This window comes from Rufibacter sediminis (genome assembly GCF_014269285.1).
In the GTDB taxonomy this organism is placed as follows: domain Bacteria; phylum Bacteroidota; class Bacteroidia; order Cytophagales; family Hymenobacteraceae; genus Nibribacter; species Nibribacter sediminis.
In genome coordinates, this window is sequence record NZ_JACOAF010000006.1 from 1 (window position 1) to 21,339 (window position 21,339).

Annotated in this window: 11 protein-coding genes; 2 read left to right on the top strand and 9 right to left on the bottom strand. The window is 48.8% G+C overall.

Annotated features, from left to right (window positions below):
- The 8 genes from H7U12_RS02580 to H7U12_RS02615 all read right to left on the bottom strand — a co-directional run.
- Nucleotides 1-1,077, bottom strand: a 1,077-nt coding sequence (locus H7U12_RS02580) for an O-antigen ligase domain-containing protein (protein WP_186632440.1), incomplete at its 3' end; no start/stop codon positions are given.
- A 141-nt stretch (nucleotides 1,078-1,218) separates the two neighbouring features.
- On the bottom strand, nucleotides 1,219-3,402 hold the full coding sequence (locus H7U12_RS02585) for a GumC family protein (protein WP_186632443.1): 2,184 nt from the start codon (nucleotides 3,400-3,402) through the stop codon (nucleotides 1,219-1,221).
- Complete coding sequence (locus H7U12_RS02590; RefSeq protein ID WP_186632446.1) at nucleotides 3,399-4,142, bottom strand: TolC family protein; 744 nt, start codon at nucleotides 4,140-4,142, stop codon at nucleotides 3,399-3,401. The genes H7U12_RS02585 and H7U12_RS02590 overlap by 4 nt, the downstream gene beginning before the upstream one ends.
- A gap of 12 nt (nucleotides 4,143-4,154) precedes the next feature.
- On the bottom strand, nucleotides 4,155-5,318 hold the full coding sequence (locus H7U12_RS02595; protein WP_206683852.1) for a sugar transferase: 1,164 nt from the start codon (nucleotides 5,316-5,318) through the stop codon (nucleotides 4,155-4,157).
- 12 nt (nucleotides 5,319-5,330) lie between these two features.
- Complete coding sequence (locus H7U12_RS02600) at nucleotides 5,331-5,711, bottom strand: response regulator transcription factor (protein WP_186632452.1); 381 nt, start codon at nucleotides 5,709-5,711, stop codon at nucleotides 5,331-5,333.
- A 473-nt stretch (nucleotides 5,712-6,184) separates the two neighbouring features.
- A complete protein-coding gene (locus H7U12_RS02605; protein ID WP_186632455.1) occupies nucleotides 6,185-8,068 on the bottom strand; it encodes an ATP-binding response regulator in 1,884 nt (627 codons plus the stop codon).
- A 232-nt stretch (nucleotides 8,069-8,300) separates the two neighbouring features.
- Entirely contained in the window at nucleotides 8,301-9,680 is a 1,380-nt protein-coding gene (locus H7U12_RS02610) for a sigma-54-dependent transcriptional regulator (RefSeq protein ID WP_186632458.1), read from the bottom strand.
- Nucleotides 9,681-10,269: 589 nt separating this feature from the next.
- Nucleotides 10,270-11,883, bottom strand: coding sequence for an ATP-binding response regulator (locus H7U12_RS02615; protein WP_206683853.1), 1,614 nt, complete (start codon nucleotides 11,881-11,883; stop codon nucleotides 10,270-10,272).
- A 1,820-nt stretch (nucleotides 11,884-13,703) separates the two neighbouring features.
- Here H7U12_RS02615 and H7U12_RS02620 point away from each other — a divergent pair.
- Nucleotides 13,704-16,313 carry an alpha-L-arabinofuranosidase C-terminal domain-containing protein gene (locus tag H7U12_RS02620; RefSeq protein ID WP_186632464.1) on the top strand — a complete coding sequence of 870 codons (2,610 nt, stop codon included), beginning with the start codon at nucleotides 13,704-13,706 and terminating at the stop codon, nucleotides 16,311-16,313.
- 409 nt (nucleotides 16,314-16,722) lie between these two features.
- Here the strand turns inward: H7U12_RS02620 and H7U12_RS02625 are convergent, their stop codons facing one another.
- A complete protein-coding gene (locus H7U12_RS02625) occupies nucleotides 16,723-17,724 on the bottom strand; it encodes a glycoside hydrolase family 43 protein (protein WP_186632467.1) in 1,002 nt (333 codons plus the stop codon).
- A gap of 471 nt (nucleotides 17,725-18,195) precedes the next feature.
- Here H7U12_RS02625 and H7U12_RS02630 point away from each other — a divergent pair, with 471 nt between their 5' ends.
- Nucleotides 18,196-21,024: a TonB-dependent receptor gene (locus H7U12_RS02630; protein ID WP_186632470.1), complete on the top strand. Its 2,829-nt coding sequence runs from the start codon at nucleotides 18,196-18,198 to the stop codon at nucleotides 21,022-21,024.
- Nucleotides 21,025-21,339 lie beyond the last annotated feature (315 nt).

Here is a 21,339-nt window from a genome sequence, read left to right on the forward strand (position 1 = left end):
CCCCCCCCCAAACGGATGGCTGCTTAGGTATTTCTCTATTCTGATCTGGTTGGTAAGCCGCAAGTTGAAAGAGGCATCGTGGGGTCTAAGCGCAGAGCGCATCCGTCTGATTTCAAAGTGGCTCTGCCCAATGGAAGTGAACTTCAGGAAACAGAATCCCATCACCACTACGGTTAACGCAATGACGGTGATTTTGAAGTTCTTGGTGATAAACACCACCACGCCCAACCCGATGAAGATCGTAAACAAAGCCCCTCTGGTTCCGGAGATAGATTCACCGTAGAGGAAGGCCAGGGCGGCTAATCCGCAGAGAACCCTCTTCCAGAGCTTGAACGGCCCGAAAGCCAGTACCAGAGCCACCACAAACAAGTGCGCTTGCGAGGCGCCAAACTGGCTGGCATCGGTATAGAAAGAGAAGGCCCGCAGCTCCCCGAAGATCACGTGAGTCATGTACCCCGAGGTGGACAGCCAGGTTTGCTCTGCCTGTGACAGCCCGAACTTGATCTGCTTCACCCCATTCAGGGTCGCCAACAAAGACATGGCGATGATCAGGATCAGGAAAAGGTTGAGATCCTTTTTGGTGTTGAAGATCATCAGGCAAAGCGGCACCAGAAGCACCCACAACATGGGATATCTGAAATCCAGCATCCATCCGAAAATATTGGAGCGGGCAGGGTTAAACAGTTCCAGAATATACACCAGCGTCCAGACAAAGCCCAGCACACAAATCTCCTTGTTCAGATAGCTCCAGTCATACTGCTTGGTGGTATGGAAAATGGCTCCTAACCAGGTAAGCGCCAGAAAGCCTTCTACCACATAGATGTACGGAAAATGACCGATCTCCCGGGCCAGCAGGTTGAAGATGAACCCGTACACGATCAAGGAGATGATGCCTACCTTCGGTTCTTTGAAGATGGAATACAGGAAAGGGAGAACCAGTAAAAGACTCACCAATACCCCTGGCACCAGAAAACCTAACTGGGCGGTTAACCATCCTATACCTACTGCGGTTAACGCAAGGACAGGAACCAGTAAACTGAATACCTTTTTATCTGAAGAGATTTCAAGTTGCCTCATGGTTGTTCACGTTTGCTCTGATCAGTTATCATTAACCCCGTGGGATCAGTTGAACCCTTCTCTCGCTCTTTTTTGATGCTTCAAGAGCAAGAGAAAGGTTCTTTGATAAGATCATTGGAAATTGTTTTTGATGCGTTTTGATTAAACGGTCTCTAAAGCGGGTAAACCTTTAGGCGAAGGGAGCACTTTCTGATCTTGCAGCACTTGCTTCGGTTTCACCACCACCATTTCTTTGGCATCGTCTGGGCGCACAGAACTCAAGACGGTTTCAATTGGGGCATTGGTCACTTTCTGGATGTTCTCAAACATTGTTTTGTCAGACTGCTGCCATACCCTGTTTGATCTTACCGTTAAGAGTACCAGATCCAGGTGCTTGAACAGGGACACCGGATAGGTTTCTTCCAGCACCGCCGGGAATTCTACCAGTACCACCGCATTGTTCAGGTAGTCAAGTCCGGCCAGGTCGCCGATGGTGGCATCGGTCAACACGCCCTGGATTGGAGAATAGAACGTGTTATGGGCATCTGGGCTCACTGTACCTTTGTGATTCTCTGGGTGCAGCACCTGGGTTTCAATTCCCATGGAGATCAGGTTATTGGCCAGGGCTCGGCAGAGGGCTGTTTTCCCTTCGCCAGACATGCTGCTCAACACCCCTACCACAAAAGGATACGAAGAATCTTTCTGCTTCATTTTCAGGATGAGCTGGCGGGCCAATTGGTCCTCGGCATTCTGGGCCAGCTGCAGCTGCTTTGAACTTGAGCTGATGGTGGCCGGAAGAACCCCGAAGATGGGATACTCCATCTTTTTCACCGCCACAGAAGGCTTGCGCAACGAATCGTCTAACAGTTCGCGGGTCAAGAGAACCCCCAGAGTTACCAGGAACACCCCAATCGCCCCGAACAGGATGAGCAGGATACGAGTCAGCTTGGTAGGGCTGCCGGGCATGTACGGCGCGTCAATCACTTTCAACTGAGACGCCATTTCAATGTTCTGCTGGTTCAGTTTACTTTGGTTCAGACCGTCTAACTGAGCCAGATACTCCTGCTCGGCCATGGTTACTTCCCGGGTCAGTTTTCTGTTCTCATCTCCCAGCGGCATCAGTTTCTCATACTCCTGGCTGTAGGCAGATCGCTGTTGGTTCAGCAGGTTGCGTTTGCTCTTGAGTTCCTCCATAGTGTAGGTGGTTCTCACCCAATCGTTCAGCAGGTTGGTGGTAGGCAGTCCCTCCACAGAATGGGTATTGGCATAGTGCATGTCCACAGAGCCCTTCATCTTCTCGGAAAGCTCATCGGCTTCCTTCTTCAAGGCCGCCAATCTGCCGGATTGAGGACCGTTGGCATTGCCTCTGTTCAACAGCTCCAGCTCAACAATCTCAGTGGTTACCCGGGAGAGTCTGTTTTTCAACTGAAGCACTTCCTGGCTGTACAGGTTGGGAATACCTCTTTTCTTCAGGCTTTGCTCCAGTGAGCGCAAGGTGGAAGAGGCGCCGGCATACTCAATATCCAGGTCATTCGCCTTGGCGGCCAACGTGTTCTTCTCAGTGGTGGTGTTGCCCACCTGGGTGTTGTAATCAATGATGCCGTTCGTCTGCTGGAAACGGAGCAAGCTCTCTTCGGCGTTTTTCAACCGCTCCTGCGCTTTTTCAGTCGTTTTCACGAAGTGGTTCACCACTGACTCAGATTGGGCGGTAAACAAGGTTCTGTGTTTTTCAAACAGCAGCTGCGTGAGCATGTCAAGCGTGTGTTTCGTCTGCGCCGGATCTCTAAAGGTATAGGTGATCTGCAACAGGTCACTGTCACCCATTCTTTTGGACTCCAATGAGGCGAGTGCGTCCCCGGAGTAGCCCAATTCGCTGGAGTAAATCACATCCCGGATCACGTTATCCTGCGAAGCGTTGAAATAGGCAGCAAGGTTCTTAGATGTTTCTTCTAGAGTAGCTCCTACCAGTTTGCTTCTCAAGGACGCCGGGATCATTTCCTTCAAAGTGGTATATGCCTCTTCTCCGATGATGTTAGGGTCATGCGCCTTTAACATGAGATGGGAAGCTAGCAACCGGAAACCCAGTTCGTCTCTGAGGTCTCTTGAATCAAGAATGGAGATTAAGTTCGCAAAACCGTCTTTGGCAGCCTTGTACTGGGTGCTGCTTTCGGTCACATCACTGATGTTGTAACCAGAGGCGATACCCGTATAGATCGTGGTTCCTGATTTGTATTCATCTACCTGGTCTTGTGTGAAGAAAAAGATAGAAGCCGCCGTGACCGTGGTAATGGCTACCAATAAGAACCAGTTCCGATTTATGAGTCTAAAGATGTCTGTAAGTTTCATTTGCTTTGTATTAAGTCGATTAGTCTAGTTCCAATTGTTTCTTCCATCATTAACAGTTGCGTTTCATAGTTCACCTTGGCTGTTTGCAGGGCAGTGGCAGTACTGGTGTAAGCTTGTTGCACATTGCTCATGGCATCAATCAGTATTTCGCCGCTCTTGAATTGCCGCTTGGCCAACTGCAGGCTAACGACTGCTGTCTGGTAGGCTTCCTGTTGCAGCTCTAATTGTGATTTGGCCAGTACCAGGTTCTGGTATAAGGTGATGACCCGCATTCTTACCGCTCTTTCTGCCAGCTTTTTGCTCCCCTCCACCTGTGCGATGGCCAGATCCTGGTTCTTGATGGTGTTATGCCGGCTCAGGAGCTGTCCCAGCGGCAGCGACATGGAGAAACCCGCATTATATCTGGCGCGCAACGGTGCGTCAAAGGCGTTGAAAGAATTTACTGGCTCGCCGTTGGTGCTCCAGTTATTCATACTCCCGTAGGTATAGGAGGAGTTGATGGAGAAACCACTGTAGAAGTTTTTACGAACAATCTTTCTTTGTTCAATGGCGGCCAACTTAGCGGCTTCTGCATTCTCCAATTCTATTGAATTGGTAATAGCTGTTTCAATAAGGATTGGAAGCGCGTATTCTGAGTTAAAGAGCTTCTTTTCCCATTCAGCTTCCTTTGCAGGAGCAGTCTGGGCTGAGGCCACCAGACCATAGAAGGCCATCAAGAGGGCAAGCGAAAGTTTTTTCATATTCATTTTTTGTTAGACATTTTCTTTTTGGAACATAGCCGGCACCGTTTTGAGCAGGATGTAGAGGTCTTTCTTCAGAGAGAACTTCTGGGCATATTCAATATCCAGGGCCTTTCTTTCAGATTCTGACATATTCCCTTTGCCGCGTTTACTTACCTGCCAGAGACCAGTGATGCCGGCCGGAGCGATAAAACGCGCCGCGTATTCATCTGTGGTGATTTTCTCCGCCTCATAGATGGGAAGGGGCCGGTTTCCTACAATGGACATATCGCCCCTTAGAACATTGTATAACTGAGGCAATTCATCAATGCTGGTATTGCGCAGAAACAGCCCCAACCGGGTGATTCTTGGGTCATTCGCAATCTTGATGAAGGCTGCCCCGGTCTTGGTTTTCTTTGATTCTATGTAGTGCCGTTCACAGATGATCTTCCCCGACTCATCGATCAGCTTATTCGCGCATTCTGAACCCATTCCAGAGCAATCGGTGCAGAGGGTATACCCTTCCTCTTTTTTCTCAATGACCCGCGTCTGGTACTGGTTTAAATCCTTGATGGAATCAAGCAGCTGATCGGCGTCTTGCCGCATGGATCTAAACTTCCAGAATTTGAAGATCTTGAACCCGGTGCCTACTCTGTAAGAATAGTAAAAGGCCGGGCCTTTTGATTCCAGTTTGATGAGGATGGTAATGACCAATAAAATGGGTGCGAGACAAAAAAGCGCAGTGGAAGCGACTACTATATCAAATACTCTTTTCCCTAAAGGGTATTTGTATGCATACAAGCTTTCAATTCTGGAATTTGTCTCCATTTTCTTGGCTTTGGCTAAGTAATCAATTCTGGTACTTAGCTTTTCCCGGTCGTCTGGCTGTTTGTGAAAGATGTCAGAAACGCCGGTCTCCATTAACATTCGCTGAATTGAGGAAGGAACCGGGCTACTGGCCAACCAAATCACTGGGGTTGAGAGGGAGAATTTCTGTTTTACCTCTCTTAACAAATTGATCCCCAAGGGCGAACCCAGTGAAGCAGCATTGATGATGATATCATAGAGATCACCGTTTTCTAATGACTTTAAAAAGAACTTAGGGTTGTCAAAATGCTTTACCTCTATGTTTTGGCCAAACTCAGATTTAAATTCATCCGCTTCCTGAATATCCGGTGATAGAAAAGCAACCCTCATACCCGTTGTACTTTAAGAAATTTTCACTCTTCTAAGAACATTCTTGATTCTTATCTCCAGCTCCTCTGGGTTGAAGGGTTTGATCATGTAATCGTCTGCGCCGCTTTTCAGGCAAAGGATTTTGTTTCTGGACTCTTCTTTGCCAGACAACATGATCAAGGGGATGTCCTTGAATAAGGTACTGGCTCTTAACTGCTTGATAAAATCCAGCCCATTCATGTAAGGCATTTCGAAATCAGCCACAATAGCATCGATATGATGTCCCTCTTCCAACCAAGCCATTGCTTCTTTGCCGTTTGACTTGACCACCACCTGATAAGCTTTGGAGAAGTAATGTTCCAGTATCAATCCGATGGTAGGCTCATCGTCTACAATTAATATACACTGTTTCATATTTTATCATTTTTATAAATACTATGAAATTACCGTGCCATTATAGTTTTTGTATTAAAAAATATAATTAGAGTATAATTAACCAGCTTTCTCTTTATTACACTTCCCATTTTGGGAATACAGATTCCATTCTGGGACATCGGCATTCTCCTTAGCAAAAATCACAGAAATAATTGGATGCAAATACTAGAACGAGGCTCAAGTCCTCTGGAGGAAGGCGGAATTGGTGATTTCCTGTTTTGGGGGTGTTTTTACAAAAACAGGCTATTTTCAGAAATGGTCTGGTTTGTTCTAATTAGCTGCTGAATAGCATCTCTGATTCCATCTGGCCACTCACCAGGGAAAGATGGTAAGAGGGCAGCTACTCTTTTACAGCTAAAAGTGAAGGCAGCAACAGGCTACCTTAGACTGTTCTACAATAGAAAGATAGGTACGTTTTAGGGCCATTTTCCAAAATCCAGGCCCGAAACGCCTTAAGGGGTGTTTCCAAGTTCATCAGAAAAGACGTTAATCACTTTCTGGGTTGTTTCTTTCACCACCAACAGCAGTTTATTCATTTCGGAGAGATTTGATTTTGTGCCCGCGATCTCTTCAATCCGCTTCATGGCTTCAGCGGCTCTCACTATTTTGATGTTCCCGTAGGTAGATTTCAGGCTATGGGCCAGAAGCGCCACCGTTTCCCATTCCTGCTGCTGCATGGCGGCGGACAGCTTAGCTAGTTGCCCGGGAACCAGGTCAATAAACAACTGCTGCATTTTCCGGATGAAAACGCTGTCTTCGGCCATGTTCCCGAGACCGGAGAAGTCAAACAACCGCTGTTCCTGCTCATTTACAACGTTCTCATGCGTAAGCGGCTCCCTGGAGAAGTGCCCGGTGTTCTTGGTGATACACAGATAAAGGTCAAAGGCGTGATAAGGTTTCCGGAGAAAATCAGTGAAACCAGCCGACATGAATTTCTCAACGGGGGTGTGTTCCGCATTTGACGTAAAGGCCACGATAGGGGTAAACTGGTTGGGCCCCTTTGAGGCACGAATGGCAGAAGCAGCCTCAAAACCGTTGGTGCCGGTCAGTTCCACGTCCATCAAAATCAAGCTGTAGTTTTCTCTCGTGGCAAGATGAAGAGCGTCTTCTGCATTGGTGGCGATGTCTAGTTGCGTGTTCCAGTTTTGGATCTGGTGCTTTACCAGCGTCTGGATGCTCTCATTCTTATCCACCAGAAGCAGCCTTAAATCCGTGGCCTGTCCGGGAGAAGGGCTCAACTGCTTTTGCCCGGCATCTCCGTCAGGCGTGGTAGCATGTTGTTGCATGACTGGAAATGAGAGGATGAACTCTATACTGGTTCCTTCTTCTTTATTCTCCTCCAGCCAAACTTTTCCGCCCTGCAGTTCAATCAATTTCTTACTGGTATACACCCCTAAGTCAATTCTACTCCGCTTATACTTTTCATTGGTATGCAGACTATTATCCGACTCAAACACCTTCGCCAACACCTCATAGTCTTGGTCAAGGCCGAGATTGCGGATGGAGAACTGGAGAAACAGCATATTGCCCACCTTCTCTTTTTGGGAAAAGGAGAACACTACCTCTTTGCTCTTGGTGTACCTGATGGCACATCTGATTACTTTCACCAAAACCTGGTTCAGGTAAACGGGATTGATTTCCACGCGAGGCAACTGAAACGCGGGCTCAGTGAACTGGATGGTCACGTCTTGTTCAGCAGCTTTGGAAATCAAGGATTCCACAATTCCCCGGATAAAGGAAGTGATGTCCACCACCTCGGTGGCCAGATCCAGAATACCCGCTTCTACCCGAGCGTACTCCAATACATCTTTGGGCACATCCAGAATGTAGTCTGAGATGGACAGGATAGAGTTCAGGTATCTTTTCTGGTCTTTGCTGATGTACGTTTGCTTCAGAAGCCGGACCAGACTGCTGATGGCATTGATAGGAGCCTCCAGTCCACCGCTTACTTCCGTCAGAAACTTCTCTTTGGAGGCAAAGGAATCTTCGGCCACCTGGATCGTTTCTTTTAGGTTGGTGATCTCTGCCGAGGTGGAAAACAGAAAGCGCTCCCCGTCTTGCTGCCGGATCGGCTTCTTGACGGTGAGGTACCAGGTTCCTCGCCCGTCTTCCAGCTTGTAGAACTCCTCCAGCTCGTTCACTTCATCGGCCCGGAAAACCTCCATATCCCTCTCAAATGAAAAATCGAAATCTACAGCCCCTTTTTCAAGTACTTGCGACAACGTAGCCCTATGCAGCACCGCATAGGCAGAATTAGCCCAAACTATCTTCCCTTGCGCATCCTTGATATAGGTGGGATTGGGGCTTTCCTCAAAAATTTGTTGAATAAATTGCATAATCTCTTAACTACAGTTCCGTCCAACTCCACCATTGTAGTTTCTGAATACAATCTTCCGCTATTTGATTTCCTCTGATATGTATAATAAGCCGCCTATCTTGCCACAATTCCCTCCAAAGGGATCTTTCCTTTATATTTTCTCTGGTTGGCTCCGTCTTTCAACAACCTAAAGCTTGGGTAATCCTGCCTCTTACTGCACCTAGCCTCGCCAGCTAAATCACTCCAATTTCTTAGTACTTCTTCTGTTCAGGAATAAGCACATCTCCTTTTTGGATCATTCTATAGATGGTAGACTTGCCAACTTTGAGTTTGTCTGCCACATACACGACATTGTAGTTGTATTTATCCAGATAGCTTTGGACCATTTCATGGATATACTGGTCCAGGGTCTTTTCTTCTGAAGCAGATGAGGAAACGGTCTTCTGAAGCTGTATATCACTGTCCGTTACCAGATTTGAGTCTGAGAGTACGGCGGCTAATTCTACCACGGCCTTCAGTTCGCGCACGTTACCAGGGTAGAGATGACTCAACAGCTTTTTCTGCGCATCTGAGGTAAAGGATTTCTCCTCCAAATCGTTCTGCTTGCAGAAATCTTTCAGGACTTTATGGGCAATCAACAGAATATCATGCCCCCTTTCCCGTAAAGGCGGTAAATGGATTTGGATCCCGAGCAAGCGGTAAAACAAGTCTTCTCTAAAGTTGCCTTTTTTCACCTCATCCAGAAGGTTCCGGTGGGTGGCGGTGATAATGCGCACCTCAACCGGAATACTCTTGTTGGACCCAACCGGGGTGACCTCCCGCTCCTGCAAAACGCGCAACAGCTTGGCCTGCAGGTTGAAGCTCATTTCCCCAATCTCGTCCAGAAAGAGCGTTCCACCGTTTGCTTCCTCAAATTTCCCTACCCTCCGGGAGGTGGCACCCGTGAACGCCCCCTTCTCATGGCCAAAAAGTTCACTTTCCAGCAGTTCTGAAGGCAAAGCCGCAATATTCACCGCCACAAACGGCATCTTAGATCGGCGCGAATTCTGATGGATGGCTTTTGCGATGAGCTCTTTTCCCGTGCCGGTTTCTCCGGTAACGGTCACGTTGATGTTATTGACGGCCGCTTTCTCCACCAGTTGATACACTTTCTTTATGGGCTCTGAAGAACCCACCAGTTCACTGCCTAAGGAATACTTCTGCTTTACCTCTTTCCGAAGCACCTCCAGTTCCTGTTTCAGAGATCTATTGTGTTTGATCTTCTCTACAATGCTCCAGAGACGCTCCTTGGTTTCTTCATTCTTGACGATGTAATCATACGCCCCCATCTTCATCAGGCTGACGGCCTTTCTGATATCTTCCTGTCCAGAAATAATTATAATGTACGAATTAGGGCTCTTTTCCAGAATCTTCTGCAAAACGGCTTCTCCGGTAACAGAAGGCAAATGATAGTCAAGCGTTATAATAGTGGGAGTTTCTGGTAAACGGCCCAAAAATTCATCTACAGAATTGAACACCTCAACCTGATGGTCTGGATTGGTTGAGAGATGATAGCTCAGGAACTGTGAGTACCAGAGGTCATCTTCCAGCACAAAGATTTTTTCAGAAGCGTCATTCTGTAGACTAGACATGGGGATCAAAAAAATAAAATATCTAATAAAAACAATTAACTTTCCTTTATTGCCAATTTAAGAAAGAATTTGGACAAAAGTTAATCGCACCTCTCCAGGGCTGCATCTATTTATCAGCAGGAGAAAGTTTGGTAAACATTTATTTTCAAATGAAAGACGCTGAATGGTTTAAGACTTCACTTTGGGTCTGGATTCAGGGCAACACACCCTAGGTATTCTACAAGGCACGATGAGCTATAGACATATGAAAGACTAGTTTTATAAGATTGGTTTAGCTGTAGGATGAGGGTGCATTATCATTGGCTGCTTTGAAGGCTTAGTTGAAGGTTTTACAGGAGCATGTCCAAAGCTAATTTCGCCGTTTGGCGGATCACAAAGCACAAGCAAACCATTCCCCATCCATTCTGAGGGCTCACTCACTTTAGCAACATGCTGGTCTGGTTTGATGGTAGGCACTGACTTCCTAAACGTTGAACGTAACAAGTGATGTAGAGGGTCGGCAGTTCAGCCAAGAGCCACAGCAACCTACAAAAACGTGCTTGATTTCCATTTTGCCCCCTGTCAGTTTGTACTCTGAACCAACAGGTTCTTAGCAAAGGATCTTATTGGAGTCAATGTGTTGCAGCACTTTATTAAAAAGGTCTTGTGGAACAAAAGGCTTGGTCAAGTAGTCATTCACGCCGGCCTCTACAATCCGTTTGCGTTCTTTCTCGTTTGCATTTGCCGTCAGGGCAATCACTGGTATCTGACATCCGGCTTTTCGCAACGTAGAAACGGTCTGGAAACCGTCTAAATTGGGCATGTAGAGATCCATCAACACAAGGTCATACTCATCAGAGTAAATCTTGGTCAGGGCCGCCATTCCATCTTCTGCGGTAGCAACCTCTGCGTGCCAGTTGGTGAGCAACTTGGTGGCAACGGTCTTGTTCATGAGGTTATCATCTACCACCAATATCTTCACTCCTCTCAGTTTAGTGTAGGGAAGTTTACTCCCGGAAGTTTTAGCGAGGGTCACCAATGAGGCTTGCGGCTTTACAAATCGTAACCGCACACTGAAGACCGATCCTTCGCCCTCCACACTTTTCACCTGAATACTCCCTTTGTGGAGTTCCACCAGGTTTTTGGTGATGGAAAGACCAAGCCCGGTACCACCGTATTCCCGGTGCGTGGACGAGCTTACTTGCGTAAAACTCTCAAAAATGCTCATTTGCTTATCGGCCGGTATCCCGATGCCAGTGTCTGACACAGAGAACTCAAGCACCCACTCCTGGTTTGTCTGGTAGATGACCTCTACTCCCAACTTAACAGAACCGTGCTCCGTGAATTTAATGGCGTTACTCAGCAGGTTGTTTAAAATCTGCATCAATCTAACCGGGTCTCCGGCAACTTCGGCGGGGGTGCGCGGGTCGATGGAAAGATCGAAGTTGATTTTCTTCTCCATGGACCGCAAGCAGAGCGCCTGATGCGTGTTCTTCAGGAGATCCTTCAAATGGAAGTTGACCTTCTCCAATTCAACTTTACCCGCCTCCATTTTGGAATAGTCAAGCGTATTGTTGATCAAGGCAAGCAGGCTCTGGGAAGAGAAATGAATGGAGTTCAGGTTCTCGCGGTATTCTTCTTTCATCCCCTCCTCCTGCAAAAGAAGATAGGTCAAGCCCATGATGGCATTAAGGGGAGTCCTGATCTCGTGGCTCAGATAGGAGACGAACTCAGACTTGATCTGGGCAGTATGCTCAGCTGCGATCTTTTCACTTACTAAGGCCCTTTCTTTCACCACAAATTCGGTCACGTTCTGAATGGTACCTACCATTCTGGAAACTTTGGAGTTTCTGGTCACTGATTTGCCCCGGATCCGAATCCAGGTTGATTCTGCCTCCCCCGGCACCTCCACCAGGCAATTCAGTTCCAGACCATTGTTCAACAACCCTTGCCAGCCATCCACCAGAAAGCCCCTTCCTTCCTCTGCCACGAACGGCACAAGCGATGTAAAATCTTTCAGGGTGAAGGAAGAAGGAATATGGAGCAAATCATAGATATACTCTGAACAAAAGAAATCATTGGTTTCTAGCGAATACTCCCAGAAACCTGCTTCCAATAAGGAATTGACCTCTCCGCTCAGAGCACTGATCTGAGGCAAACTTAGATGCTGGTTTGTGGCGGGAAGCACCTGAACCTGGTCATAGCTAGTCAGGGATGCTCCCAATGGGTAAGATTTAGCTCCTTGGAACCGGTAGGTGCCATACTGCGGCGGAACGTTCAACGCTGCTTGGCCGCCAGCTACTCCTTCCGTGAAATTCCCCCTGACTGAATTATCTCTGAAAACGTAAAACCCTGACTGCGTAGGCGAACCATGCTGAAACGGCGCCCCTAGTTCTAATCGCTCACTCACCCCTAACCACTTTCTTTTCCAGGATTTATCTGTTGAATAGGCCAAAAAGGCAAACCATTGCTCTCCAACGATAGCAACTACAGACTTGATTACTTGGTTAAAACTGCTGAGCGATAAAGAAGGAGAAGGGATTTGGAAAATGGTGTCTAATCCCTCTAAATGCTTAGTATAATAAGAATCTTTAGCAGTTCTTGGGAATTGCAAGGACTGCCACTCATTCAAATCTTGTGATTCATTTACGGAGATCGGAGCAGACTTCATAAATAATGCCTTTATTTATTCCCTTGGTCAAATATACAATAAAATATTAGTTAAGTTAATTAACCGCCATATATTTTAAAATTTATTACAGAATAATTATGATTTTTGTTCTATTTATAGATCATTTCATTAGTAGAATACAATTCTTTACGGCTCTATAAAATAATAAAGTTTATATTAAAAATTAATATATTCCTTAAGATAAAGCCTATCACTTTGCAATTTTGTGCTTATCAATCCTGTTATCTGTCTCCAATTATCAAATCTCTAAAGCTCAGTTAAAGTGTTACATCAACTGATTCATTTGAAGACCGGTAAAAGCTTAATTAAAAACAATTTGATTTTTAAGGACTTAGGCATTCACGGGAACACCAGGAGAGTTTGCACCAGAATGACAGCCCCCCTCACCATCCCATTGCAGAGACTATCTTCTGCCGAAGCTACTTACAAGGCAGATCAATATAAACGAAGCGGGTGTAAAAGGTTTCGTAAACGGCCGATTATATTATTAGCCAAACCAGTACACGAACCCAGACGCACGATGCCTAGAAGGATCGTGATTGGTTAGGGAAGGAAACATAGCCTATGAATATGCCTCAATCCATCAGCTGTACTGCGACCATACTAATAGAGCATCCGGTCTATACCATTACTAGATGAGATCAGGCTTCAGCAGATAGCTCGTTCCTTCGTCTTCTACATCCCCCCTGCTCAAAGCAAGCCGCTGATTTGCTTTTCACCGGAACAATTTCCATCTTAGAATTTAAATGTATAAAATACACTTATATCACTAATCAGTTGTGATGTCAAACCATTGGGACTTACTGTTTCCCGGATCAGCTCCGGAAAGACAGCTTTGATCAGAGAAAATGAAATTGCGCTGAATTCAAGTCCGGCAAACTGTCCGATGTTGCAGCCCGCTGTCTCTACTCCAAAGAAGCGATTTAGCAGAAAAAGTCAGTAGCACCATATCGTTCAAACCTGAGCACCCACTCCGTGCAGCGGTTTAGAGCACATGTAAAAACCGATGGAACTAGTTAACAGGAGGAAGAAAGGAAGGCAGGAGGAAGAAAGGAAGGCAGGAGGAAGAAAGGAAGGCAGTAAGATCCGGCAACGGGGTTCCTCTGTTTTAGAGCTGCTTTTTCAAAAGTCATGCGAAATCAAGGGCCGGGTTCTTTTAGCCTGTTTTTAGAAAAACACCCCTAAAACAGTACTGGACATCGGTTCTATTTGAAAAGGTATAATGGCAGAGGTTTCAGGAGATCGCTTCTGCAGATGTAGCAGAGTGGCAAGGCAAAGAGACGGGGAATACATTCTGGCGTGCTCTGCTTTCTAGTAGATGAGTAAAATATAAACGTATGTTGAGTTTTAACATGGGGAAAAAAATAATTCTGTCAGGTTTCATCTGGGGCATATTGTCGCAGGCTACCGTAGCTGGAGCGGCAACGGTTCTTAATGAGCCAGATTCTGTCAATCTTCTGTCGTATGGCACAGCCAAAAACAACAGCCACAACGGCCTGCATTTCGCCTGGAGCCGTGACAAGAAGAATTGGAGCAGCATTGGGAACGAGTTCAGCTACCTGAAATCAGACTACGGCCGCTGGGGTTCTGAAAAGCGGATGATGACGCCGGTGGTCTTCCGGGGGCCGGACGGCCAATGGCAATGTGTCTGGGGCCTGAATGAGCGGGAAAAACTCTTTGCCCACGCGTCCTCCAAGGATTTGGTGTACTGGGGCCGGCAAAGCTACCCCGAGGTGAAAAAAGGCACCAACGTGCTTCGGCCGGTGGTGCAGTATGACGCCAAATCGGCTCAGTACACGATCACCTACACCGATGCCGCCGGCAAGTACTACCGCGTCACCACCAAAGAATTCAAGACGTACAGCCCGGTTACCGAGGTATCGGCAGCGGAATACAAGAGCGCGAACCAGACGGTTGCTTTGCCAGGCGGCGAGGTGGCCGGCCAAGTGCACCGAGTAGCCTGGCCTGAGGTTGACCAGCTGATTAAAACCTATGAGCTGAAACAATACAAGAGCAGCCAATACGGCGAGACTACCGCGCAAGATGCCCAGCGCTTTGCCGGATTAAAACCCGTGGAAGCCAAAATCTCGTTGCAAGCAGCGAATTCCAAACCCATCAGTGACCTGCTGGTGGGGGTTTTCTTTGAAGACCTCAACTACGCGGCTGACGGCGGGCTGTATGCCGAACTGATCCAGAACCGGGATTTTGAATATGACCCCAGTGACAAAGAAGGCCATGACAAAAACTGGACCAGCACCCATTCCTGGTCTCTGAAAGGAGATAACACCACCCTGGCCATTGAAACGGCCGCTCCGGTGCACCCCAACAACCCGCACTACGCCGTACTGGACACCAAAGTACCGGGGGCAGCCCTAGCAAACACTGGCTTTGACGGAATCGCCGTGAAGAAAGGAGAACGCTACACTTTCTCCCTCTTCACCAAACAACTGCAAGGCAAAGCCGGCAAGTTACAGGTGCGTCTGGTGAGTGACAAGCTGGGCGTACTGGCCCAAACCACGGTGAACACCTCCGCCAAGGGTTGGAAAACCGCCACCGCCGTGCTCACTCCTTCGGCCCAGGCCGCCGATGCGCGTCTGGAGGTGCAGCCCCTCAGCGCCGGGCGCGTGGCTTTAGACATGTTTTCCTTGTTTCCGCAGAAGACCTTCAAAGGCCGGAAGAATGGCCTGCGGGCCGATTTAGCCCAGACCATCGCCGATCTTCACCCCCGCTTCGTCCGTTTCCCGGGAGGCTGCGTGGCGCACGGCGACGGATTGGGCAACATCTACCACTGGAAAAACACCATCGGGCCGCTGGAAGCCCGCAAGCCCCAGCGCAATCTGTGGGGCTACCACCAAACCGCCGGGTTAGGCTATTTTGAGTACTTTCAGTTCTGCGAAGACGTAGGTGCCATTCCGGTGCCGGTAGTGGCTGCGGGAGTTCCCTGCCAGAATTCAGGCGTGGGCGGCGGCGGTCAGCAGGGCGGCATCCCGATGAGTGAGATGGGCGCCTACGTGCAGGACATCCTTGACTTGGTGGAGTATGCCAACGGCAGTGTGCACACCAAATGGGGCAAGAAGCGTGCTGAGGCCGGCCACCCCGAGCCTTTCAATCTGAAATACATAGGCGTGGGCAATGAGGACCTCATCACTGATGTGTTCGAGGAGCGCTTCACCATGATCTACAAGGCCTTGCAGGATAAACACCCCGAAATCACGGTCATAGGTACCGTAGGTCCTTTTTCCGAGGGCACCGATTATGTAGAAGGCTGGCAGATTGCGTCTAAACTGAACATTCCCATCGTAGATGAGCATTACTATCAGCCGCCGGGCTGGTTTATCCATAACCAGGACTACTATGACCGGTATGATCGATCCAAGTCCAAAGTGTACCTGGGAGAATACGCCGCGCACTTGCCCGGCCGCCCCAACAACCTGGAAACGGCCCTGGCCGAAGCCCTTTACCTCACCAGCGTAGAGCGCAACGGCGACATTGTGAGCATGGCCTCCTACGCGCCGCTGCTGGCCAAAGAAGGACACACGCAATGGAACCCAGACCTGATCTACTTCAACAACACCGAAGTGAAACCTACTGTGGGCTACGAAGTGCAGAAACTGTTCGGGCAAAACGCCGGCACAGATTATCTGCCCAGCACCGTCCAGCTGTCCAACAACCAGGAGGCCGTCCGCAAACGCATTGCGGTATCGGTGGTGCGAGACGTCAAAAGCAAAGACCTGATTGTGAAAATGGTGAACCTCTTGCCGGTGCCCGTGGCTACGTCACTGGATTTGGCGGGATTCAATATGGCTGGCGCCAAAGCGGTGAAAACAGTTTTGCAAGGCAACCCAACCGATAAAAATCTGAAGCCTTCGGCAACCACGCTGACCCTCGCTGACTCCACCAACACAGAGTTACCGGCTTATTCCTGCACGGTCCTCCGGATAAAAAATAAATCGAGCAAATAGACAACTTGTAAAAGGCGGAGGCTCCTCCTGTTTTAAGTGCGGATTTAGAAAAGCAGCCCCAAAACGTATTTAACTGGCCCGGGAAGCAAAGCTGTTTCTGGCCTCTTTTCAGAAATTTGGCCCTAAAACAGGCGTGCTGTCTGGCTTGAGATCAGGGATAAACTTGCGGCAAATGAAACGTATCTACCAACATCCGTCGCTTTTTGCCGTGTCTTGGACAAGCGCATCCGCGACTGCTTTCAGGCTACTTTTGTAAAACGAGGCCTAAAACAGCTATTATGCCGTTGGCAAACGAAACCTCTGCACGACAGCTAGAGGAAACCCGAAGTATTTCTAACTGGAATAATTTCTGACTCGGAAGATTTGACCGTAGCGAACTTCCAGCGCTTTTAGAGCTATCCTCCTCCAACTACGGCTTGTAAGGCTTGCCTATCACGAGCTTGTCTCCGGATAAGCTTACCTCAAACAAATGCGGAATACGGACATACCGGCCATTGATGTCTTTGTGGCTATGGACGGACATCAACAGTTTGCCCTCCAGTGTGGAGAACAGCATGCCATGGCCGTAGTTGGGCGGCGTAATGGGGTCTTTCTCCTGAATCCAGGGGCCGTCCAGGGTTCCGCTTTGGGAGTAGGCCACCCCTTGGGTATACACGTCGTAAATCCAGCTGGTCCAGATCATGCCAAGTCGGCCGGTTCCGGTTTTAAACAGATAAGGGCCATCGGTCACTTTGTTAGGCCTATCTTTGCCGTTTGCGTCTTTCTCGCGGCTCCACGGAGAATCACTGGCCCTGAACAATACTTTCCCTTTTCCCTTGGAGCCGCTTAAGTCGGGCTTCAGTTCTATCTTCTCCATGGTGCCGTTCAGGTTCTGCAGCCACTCGTAGCAATACACCATGTAGGGTTTTCCATCTTTGTCCACCCAGAAAGTCCCGTCCAACGTGGGCTGATCGGCGGGCAGATAGGTAGGATCCTGCATTGGCACGTAAGGACCATCGGGTTTGTCGCTGACCAGCACGTGGCTGGCGCGGCGCTCAATGACGTTTCCCTGCACCGTATCAATCTTGACGGCCTGGTTGGTGAAGGTGGCGAAGTAGTAGTACTTGTTTTTATACGGATGGATCTCGGCGGCCCAGATCATCGGCTTGGGGCCCATCCAAGAGTTCGGATCTGTCTGGGCAACCTTATAAGGCCCTTCCCAGGTTTTCATATTCTTGCTTTTCCACAACATGCCGCCGGTTCCGGTCATGTAGTAGGTTCTGGTTTTCTGATCGGCTAGAATGAACGGGTCGCTTAGCACAATGGAATCCATCGGGACATTCTTTTTAACCTGGACGGCTCCTTTCTGCTGCGCCGAAAGCACCAGCGGGAACAACACCGCACACACCATCATCCACCAATTACGTTTCATATTGCACTTGTTTAGAGGTTCGAGCTTGTTTGGATTTGACAAAAGCGTGAGATGCGGGAAGCTATTATGCGATAACTAATTCGTGTTTAACATACATGTATCTTATCAGGAATCAAAATCCGAAAGGCTTGCCTCTACTCTGCACCTTATAACATGACAGCAGTCATTGCTCCGTTCAGAGCAACTAAAATGACTATCACCATTCTGTGATCTCCCGTTTTAAGCTTCTTTTTCCAAAAACAAGCCTGAAACATAAACCCCATGAAAACTGGTTTAGGCCCGTTTTGGCGAAATCATCCCCGAAACGGGATTGGCGAGCAAGGTCAATGATCTTGGCACAGAGCCTTAGCCATGAATCGCACCCGTTTGTCCTCAGTAAGAATAGGAGAAAATAAATATTCTGATTTGCTATAAAGCCAATAAACCCTGGATGGCTTTCCTGGTCTAACCCGAGAAACTGTCATCCCCCTTATGAAAGCACCCTTCCTTCTCCTGTTCTTACTAGCCACCACCTTATACGCGCAGGCCCAGGGCTACGCAGTGAATGGTGCTGTTCAAAGTGCGCAGAACAAGGAAACCTTGCCCGGGGCCACCGTCCAGTTGATCCGGTTACCCGATTCAGTGCGGACAGCCACCGCTACTGACAAGGACGGGAACTTCGGGTTTCAGGCGGTAAAGCCGGGGCAATACGCGTTGCAGATGAACTACCTGGGCTTTAAAACTTTCACCCGAACGGTACAGGTCCAGAACGCGGCCGTGCTTTTGGGACCTTTACTCCTGGAGGAGGCCACCAACACGTTGAATGAGATCAAAATAGTGGGCAAAATACCGCTGGGGAGCCAGAAAGGTGATACCACCGTGTTCAATGCCGGTGCCTTCAAAGTGGCCGCAGATGCCAGCGCGGAGGATCTGGTCACCAAATTGCCCGGGGTCACGACCGTAGACGGAAAGATTCAGGCCCAAGGCGAAGAGATACGGCAGATATTGGTGGACGGAAAGCGGTTCTTCGGGGAAGATGCCGCCACCGCGCTCCGGAACTTACCAGCCGAGGTGATTGAGAACATCGAGATTTTTGACAAGAAGAGTGACCAGGCGGAGTTCAGCGGTTTTGATGACGGCAACCGCGCCAAAACCCTCAACATTGTGACCAAGCCCAACCGCCGCCAAGGCAAGTTCGGGAAAGTGTCGGTGGGCATGGGACCGGACAAGAAGTACATGGCGGGCACCAGCCTGAACATCTTCAAAGGCGACCGGCGCTTTACCATCAACGGGCTTTCCAACAACATCAACATGCAGGACTTCTCGGTGGGCGAAGCGCCCGGCGGCGGCATGAGAGGGCGCCGAGGCGGCGGCGCTGGCATCTCCACCACCAACAACTTCGGGCTGAATTATTCTGATTTCTGGGGCAAGAAGATGGAGGTAAGCGGAAACTATAACTACAGCAACACCAGAAACGAGAACAACCGACTAGTATTCCGTGACTACCAGATCTCCAGGTTCTATGACCAGCAAAACTCAGACGAAAGCTATACCACCAACCGAAACGAAAACCATCAATTCAATTTCAGGCTCGATTACAAAATCAATGACCGAAACCGGCTTTTGATCACCCCCAGGTTCTCTATTCAGAAAAGCAACTCCAGCGCCAACACCATAGGCCGTTCTATCTTTGATGCTGATTCCACGAATCAAACTTATGACGCCACCACCCTAACCTCCACCGACGACCTTTCTAACGCCGACAATTACTCTTATAACCTAGGTAATGACATTAACTTCAGCCATCGGTTCAACAAGCCGGGGCGCACGTTTACGGTGAACCTGAACACGGGGTACAATCTCAACAACGGAGACACCTACCGCATCACCAACGTGGAGGATTTTGATCGGCCAGACCGAAGCATCTACCTCAACCAATTGATCAAAGCCGAAAGAGGTGGGTTTAATTGGCGGGCAAACATTGCGCTGGGCGAGAAGGTGGGCGAAAAAGCCCAAGTGCAGGCCGAGTACAGCATCAGCAACCGGGTTGAAGATTCTGAGCGTCTGGCCTATGACATGGGCGAAGTAGACTACACCGACTTAAATGCGCGTCTCAGCAATTCCTTTGAAAGTGATTACCTCACACAACAGGCAAAAACCAGTTATCAGTACAACTCTGACAAAGTGCGCGTGCAGGTACAGGCGCAGTACCAGATGGCCAACCTGCAGAACGAGCAGGAATTCCCTACCACGTACCGGGTGAACCGCACGTTCCATAACCTGCTGCCCAATGCTCAGTTTGAGTACAAGTTCACCAAAACGAAGAACCTTCAGATTGATTACCGCACCAACACCAACGCGCCTTCTGTTACGCAGCTGCAGGAAGTACTGGACAACACCAATCCGCTGCGGTTCAGGACGGGGAATGCAGGGCTGGTGCAGGCGTACCAGAATTCAGTGAACGTTCGCTACAGATCCTTTGACACGGAGACCAACAAGGTGTTCTCGTTTTTTGTAACCGCCGCCCAGACAAACAGTTTTATCACCAACAGCACTTTAGAACTCAGAGAGGAGGATGCGGCTTGGCTGGGCATTGCACCCAGCCTGGGGGCCCAGTATATAAGACCGGTCAACCTGGACGGTAATTGGAGTGCCCGGTCTTTTGTAAGCTATGGCCAGCCGCTGAACCTCCTCAAGTCCAACATCAACTTCAACGGTTCTGTAGGGTATAACAAAACCCCGGGGCTGTTCAACAACGAGATGTTCTTCTCCACTACCACCAACTACGGGCTAGGCGCTTCCCTCAGCAGCAATATCAGCGAGAACGTAGACTTTAACTTTTCTACGAACGCCAACTACAACGTGCTCTCCACCACCCTGCGGCGCTCGCAGAACAATAACAACAATAACTTCTTCAACCAATCCACGAACCTGCGGGCGAACCTGCGGTTCTGGAAAGGCCTGGTCTACCGTACCGAGCTGAGTCATCAATTGAACGCGGGTTTGTCCAGCAACTTGCGCAGCACCAATTACACGCTCCTGAACATGAGCCTCAGCAAGAAAGTGTTCAAAAGCCAGAAAGGAGAAGTTAGCCTAAGCGTGAATGACCTACTCCGGCAAAACATCAGCGTGCAGCGCACCCAAACGGATGCCTTCGTGCAGGATACGCAGACATCCGTCCTGCAGCGCTTCTTCATGCTGACGTTTTCGTACAACATCCGCACGTTCAACGGACCAGTGCCAGGCGAGAGAGGCCCCGGCCAACGAGGTCCGGGCGGCAGAGGCAACATGCGCCAGGGCGGCGGCAGGAACGGCGGATAGATTTACCGGAGGTCCTGCTCTGCCCTTTACCCAATCCAGTAATCAGACGGCTATCTACTTGTCAAGCCCATGAAGCTATTCTGGCAAGACTTGCTTGTTAAAGCGCGGTGATGAAAGTAGGTTTGTGGGTGGTTAGATTCTCTTTACCTCCTAAGGAGAACATCTATTAGACAAGTTAAGATTGTCTTCAAATGGGAAACTACAAAGCTAAGGATGGCCGTCCACATTGCGTAAACGGCCATCCTTAGCTTTTCTCATTCTATGTAGTGTGATTTTACTACAGCCTCTTTCTAACGTACCTCATTATAGGAGGAT

Bases quoted from the DNA above. Each gene is read 5' to 3' on its own strand.
- H7U12_RS02585 (WP_186632443.1), bottom strand. From the start codon at position 3,402: ATGAAACTTACAGACATCTTTAGACTCATAAATCGGAACTGGTTCTTA.
- H7U12_RS02590 (WP_186632446.1), bottom strand. From the start codon at position 4,142: ATGAAAAAACTTTCGCTTGCCCTCTTGATGGCCTTCTATGGTCTGGTG.
- H7U12_RS02595 (WP_206683852.1), bottom strand. From the start codon at position 5,318: ATGAGGGTTGCTTTTCTATCACCGGATATTCAGGAAGCGGATGAATTT.
- H7U12_RS02600 (WP_186632452.1), bottom strand. From the start codon at position 5,711: ATGAAACAGTGTATATTAATTGTAGACGATGAGCCTACCATCGGATTG.
- H7U12_RS02605 (WP_186632455.1), bottom strand. From the start codon at position 8,068: ATGCAATTTATTCAACAAATTTTTGAGGAAAGCCCCAATCCCACCTAT.
- H7U12_RS02610 (WP_186632458.1), bottom strand. From the start codon at position 9,680: ATGTCTAGTCTACAGAATGACGCTTCTGAAAAAATCTTTGTGCTGGAA.
- H7U12_RS02620 (WP_186632464.1), top strand. From the start codon at position 13,704: ATGGGGAAAAAAATAATTCTGTCAGGTTTCATCTGGGGCATATTGTCG.
- H7U12_RS02625 (WP_186632467.1), bottom strand. From the start codon at position 17,724: ATGAAACGTAATTGGTGGATGATGGTGTGTGCGGTGTTGTTCCCGCTG.
- H7U12_RS02630 (WP_186632470.1), top strand. From the start codon at position 18,196: ATGAAAGCACCCTTCCTTCTCCTGTTCTTACTAGCCACCACCTTATAC.